Raw genomic sequence first — 496 nt, 5'->3', positions numbered from 1 at the left:
CCAAGCTTGTACACTGGAATAACGACTTAACACTTGCTTGTGCAATGGGGTGGTGGTCATGGGCGCCCCCTGAGCGTCAACGGATTCAGCCTAGCTCAAAAGCATTCCACCTAACTTAATACAGCGCGTAGTTGCTGCTGAATGCCACGACGCCTTGCTCCTCGACAAGATCCCGTATCTTGAAGAAAGGCTCCCCCATAGCAATGCCGAGGGCCTTGGCCTCGTTGCTCCGGCTGACGACACAGCCGTCATTGTATCTGAATGACGCTAACAGTTAGTAGTGCATAACATATTGATATTTAACGATATTGTTACGCTAACAATTTTTCGTCCTTCGCAGCCTAAATCAGGGCTTTTCAGTCCGACCCCCCCCCATGCGGCCAACTAGCTGCCCGCCTCGAATGTCGTGTCCCTGGGGCCGCGAGGCCCCAAAAAACTTTGAATGAACTTCATGAGCGTGCACATCTGTTGTCGGCTGGAGTCGTTCGGTTGTTCG

Annotated in this window: 1 protein-coding gene; it reads right to left on the bottom strand. The window is 52.2% G+C overall.

Annotated elements, in window-relative coordinates:
• Window positions 1–115 precede the first annotated feature (115 nt).
• On the bottom strand, window positions 116–274 hold the full coding sequence (locus L6D89_RS32420; protein WP_373875006.1) for a Y-family DNA polymerase: 159 nt from the start codon (window positions 272–274) through the stop codon (window positions 116–118).
• Window positions 275–496: the final 222 nt, after the last annotated feature.

The sequence above is a fragment of the Pseudomonas pseudonitroreducens genome (genome assembly GCF_021603645.1).
In the GTDB taxonomy this organism is placed as follows: Bacteria; Pseudomonadota; Gammaproteobacteria; order Pseudomonadales; family Pseudomonadaceae; genus Pseudomonas; species Pseudomonas pseudonitroreducens.
Note: the sequence above shows the minus strand (reverse complement) of the source record. Positions and strands in the feature narration are given on the sequence as shown.